The sequence below is a fragment of the Streptomyces hainanensis genome (assembly GCF_004348415.1).
GTDB lineage: Bacteria > Actinomycetota > Actinomycetes > Streptomycetales > Streptomycetaceae > Streptomyces > Streptomyces hainanensis.
Genome location: NZ_SMKI01000606.1, coordinates 1 through 3,871 on the forward strand (window position 1 = coordinate 1; position 3,871 = coordinate 3,871).

Genomic DNA, 3,871 nt, shown 5'->3' on the forward strand with positions numbered 1-3,871 from the left:
CGGTGGGGGTGCTGGCAGTGGCCGGGGCGCCGACGAGGACGGTCAGCAGCAGGGCGCCGAAGGCGCCGGCGCGGACGGACCGGGCGCGACGCCCGGCACGAAGGTTCATGCCCATGCCAACAGTTGACGCGCGTAGCGATCGGACCGTCAACCACGCCTCACCGATATTTCCCAGGAGTTCACATGGCCGGGCGACACTTCACGCCTTCCCCGCAGGCGGACGTCAGCCCGCCAGTTCCCGGTGGCGGGCGGCGACACCGCGGGCCCCGGCCTCGGTGAGGGAGCCGTGCAGGCGGAGCCTGGCGATCCCGCCGTCGGGGTGGACGTCGAGCCTGGCGTGCGTGGCCGGCCCGACCGTGTCGGGGAGCAACAGCCGGTGCACGGCGTCGGGTCGGAGCGGGGTGTGGGACAGCGCCGGGCGCCACCCGGCACCCGGGGTCGCGGCGTCCAGCAGCCAGAGCGACGCCCAACCCGGCGCGTTTCCCTTGTAGTTGCCGGTGTCGATCTCCACGGCGCGGATCACCCCCTGGCCGGCGAGGCGCAGCCGCAGCCAGTCGTGTCCCGCGTCGCGGCGCCTGCGGGTCTCCCAGCCCTCGTGCATCTCCCGGGAGCGTCCGGGGTGGATGACGTGTGCGGGCGGCGAGTAGAAGCGGTCGGAGGCGTCCTCGGCCAGGCCGCCGTGTTCCAGGGCGGCCAGGTCGAAGGTGCCGAGCGCGGCCAGCCAGGCCGGGTCCGCGACCGGCTCGCCGTGGGCCCGCAGCCTGGCCACCCCGCCGTCCGGATACTGGCTGAGCCGCAGGTGGGTGACGCGCCGTTCGACGCCGTCGACGGCGAAGCAGTTGGCGGCGTGGCCGCCGACCGGGGTGCGCGGCAGCAGCTCGACCCAGTCGGTCGCGCCGGCCCCCTCCGCGTTCTCGGCCGCGGTGGCCTCGACGCGGACCGCCGCCGGGTGGTTGCCGCGGAAGTGGGCGGTGTCCACGACCAGGCCGCGCACCACGCCGGGGACGCCGAGCCGCACGACGGCCCAGTCGTGGTCGTCGGCCGCCGGGAGCGCGGCGTCGGGCGCGGGGCCGCGCCGGCGGCGGGTCTCCCAGCCGTCCATGACCTTGCCCTTGTGGCCGAACGTGGTGGGGTCGAAGTGGGCGCGCTCGGTCCTGACCAGGTTCTCGCGCTCGGCGAAGAACTCGTCGCTGGCGGCCGTGACGGAGCCGCCGAGGCGCCGGTCGGCGAGGTCGGGGAGGTGGGCGAAGGGCAGTTCGCCGACGTCGGGGGCGCGGTAGTCGGCGTAGGGGTCGCCGCCGGCGTACGGCGCGGCCTGACCGGTGAACGAGGTGGAGACGCTCATGTCGTGAGTCCTCTCGTGAGCAGCCGGCCGGTGGGCTCGGCGACCCGGCCGTCCTCGGCGACGAGCCGGCCGCGCAGCCAGGTGGCGCGCACCACGCCGTGCAGGGTGCGGCCGGCGTAGGCGGTGACGGGGTTGCGGTGGTGGAGGGCCGCCGGGTCGACGGTGAAGGTGGCCTCCGGGTCGAGGACGACGAGGTCGGCGTCCCGGCCGGGCGCGATCGCGCCCTTGCGGTCGAGGCCGGCGAGCGCGGCGGGACCGGTGGCCATCCAGCGGGCGACGTCGGCGAGCCGGTGGCCGCGGGCCCTGGCGGCCGTCCAGACGGCGGGCAGCCCGAGCTGGAGCGAGGAGATGCCGCCCCAGGCGGCCCCGAAGTCGGGGATCTTGAGGTCGGCGGTGCAGGGCGAGTGGTCGGAGACGACGCAGTCGAGGGTGCCAACGGCGAGCCCGGCCCACAGGGCGTCCTGGTTGGCGGCCTCCCTGATCGGCGGGCAGCACTTGAACTCGGTCGCGCCGTCCGGGACTTCCTCGGCGGTCAGGGTGAGGAAGTGCGGGCAGGTCTCGGCACTGATCCGGACCCCCGCGGCCCTGGCCTCGGCGATCAGCGGCAACGCGGTGGCGGCGGAGAGATGCAGCACGTGGACGCGTGCCCCGAGCCGCCCGGCCAGCGCGATCAGCCGGCGCACGGCGTCGTGTTCGGCGGCCGGCGGCCGGGAGGCCAGGAAGTCGGCGTAGGCGCGGCTGCCGTCGGGCGCGGGCGCCTCGGCGAGCCGCGCCGGGTCCTCGGCGTGCACGATCAGCAGCCCGTCGAAGGCGGCGATCTCGGCCATGGCGGCGGCCAGCCGGTCGGCGTCGAGCTCGGGGAACTCGTCGACCCCGGAGGGCGAGAGGAAGCACTTGAAGCCGAAGACCCCGGCCTCGTGGAGCGGGCGCAGCTCGGCGGTGTTGTCGGGCACGGCGCCGCCCCAGAAGCCGAGGTCGACGTGGCTGGCGGCGCGGGCGACGGCGCGCTTGACGGCGAGGTGCTCCGGGGTGGTGGTGGGCGGCACGCTGTTGAGCGGCATGTCGAGCAGGGTGGTGACGCCGCCGGCCGCGGCGGCCCGGGTGGCGGTGGCGAAGCCCTCCCACTCGGCGCGGCCCGGGTCGTTGATGTGGACGTGGGTGTCGACGAGCCCGGGTAGCAGCGCGTCGGTGCCGAGCTCCACCAGCCGGGCGCCGGCGGGCGGCGCCGCGTCGTGCGGGAGCACGGCGGCGATCCGGCCGGCCGCGACGGCCACGGCGGCGGGGCGCTCACCCTCGGGGGTGACCACCCGGGTGGAACGCAGCAGCAGTTCGGTACCGGACAACGGGCGCCCCCTCGCAGGCTTCAACAAGGTGTTGAAAGCCGATCCTCGGCGGCGACGGTCGGCACGTCAAGGACGGGTAGGCTTCTGAGGCGACTCGCGACAACGCATCACACAACGAATGAGGAACGCGACGTGCCGCCGTCCGACGTGCGCAAGTCCTCCGCCAGCGGCGGGGTTCAGTCTCTCGAGCGTGCCTTCGCCCTCCTGGAACACATGGCGGACGCCGGGGGCGAGACGGGCCTGAGCGAGCTGGCCGCCAGCAGCGGGCTGCCGCTGCCGACGATCCACCGGCTGATGCGCACCCTGGTGGCCTGCGGCTACGTCCGCCAGCAGCCCAACCGCCGCTACGCGCTGGGGCCGCGGCTCATCAGGCTCGGCGAGAGCGCGGCCCGGCCGCTGGCCACCTGGGCGCGGCCGCATCTGGCGCGGCTGGTCGAGGAGACCGGCGAGACGGCCAACATGGCGCTGCTCGACGGCGACGAGGTGGTGTACGTGGCGCAGGTGCCGTCGCGGCACTCGATGCGGATGTTCACCGAGGTCGGCCGGCGGGTGCCGCCGCACTGCACGGGCGTCGGCAAGGCGCTGCTCTCGGGGCTGCCGGACGCGGAGGTGCGGGCGCTGCTCGGCCGCTCCGGCATGCCGCCCGCCACGGAGCGCACCATCACCACGCCGGACGCGTTCCTCGCCGCGCTCGGCGCGGTGCGGGAGCGCGGCTTCGCGGTGGACGACAGCGAGCAGGAGATAGGCGTGCGCTGCGTCGCGGTGCTGGTGCCCGACTCGTCGACGGCGGCGGCGATCTCGGTGTCGGGCCCGGCCGGCCGGGTCACGGAGGCGGCGACGGAGAAGATGGTCCCGCTGCTCCAGGAGGTGGCCAGGGACCTGTCGTCGGCGCTGGCCACGCCGCCCGGGAAGACCGGCGCTCTACGCTGACGGCATGACCGAGACCGCGCCCGTCGCCGGACTGCTGCTCGCCGCGGGTGGCGGGCGGCGGCTCGGGGGGCGGCCCAAGGCCCTGCTGCGCTGGCGCGGGCGGCTGTTCGTGGACCGGGCGGCCGACGCCCTGCGGGCCGCCGGCTGCGATCCGGTGGTGGTGGTGCTCGGCGCGGCGGCCGAGACGGTGCGGGAGCGCGCGGAACTGACGGGGTGCCACCTGGTGGAGAACCGGGGCTGGGCTTCGGGGATG

4 protein-coding genes are annotated in these 3,871 nt (G+C 75.9%); 2 read left to right on the forward strand and 2 right to left on the reverse strand.

Translation table 11 applies throughout. The annotated features are described in order from the left end of the window. Nucleotides 1–223 precede the first annotated feature (223 nt). Together alc and allB are read right to left on the reverse strand one after the other, a co-directional pair. Entirely contained in the window at nucleotides 224–1,345 is a 1,122-nt protein-coding gene (alc, locus tag E1283_RS33360) for an allantoicase (protein WP_132821912.1), read from the reverse strand. Continuing rightward, on the reverse strand, nucleotides 1,342–2,688 hold the full coding sequence (allB, locus tag E1283_RS33365; protein WP_132821913.1) for an allantoinase AllB: 1,347 nt from the start codon (nucleotides 2,686–2,688) through the stop codon (nucleotides 1,342–1,344). Before allB ends, alc begins: the two co-directional genes overlap by 4 nt. Nucleotides 2,689–2,820: 132 nt before the next feature. Between allB and E1283_RS33370 the strand changes: the two genes are divergently transcribed. After that, nucleotides 2,821–3,618 carry an IclR family transcriptional regulator gene (locus E1283_RS33370; protein WP_132821914.1) on the forward strand — a complete coding sequence of 266 codons (798 nt, stop codon included), beginning with the start codon at nucleotides 2,821–2,823 and terminating at the stop codon, nucleotides 3,616–3,618. Between the two features lie 4 nt (nucleotides 3,619–3,622). After that, the coding region (locus tag E1283_RS33375) for an NTP transferase domain-containing protein (RefSeq protein ID WP_165956342.1) at nucleotides 3,623–3,871 on the forward strand (249 nt) is incomplete at its 3' end.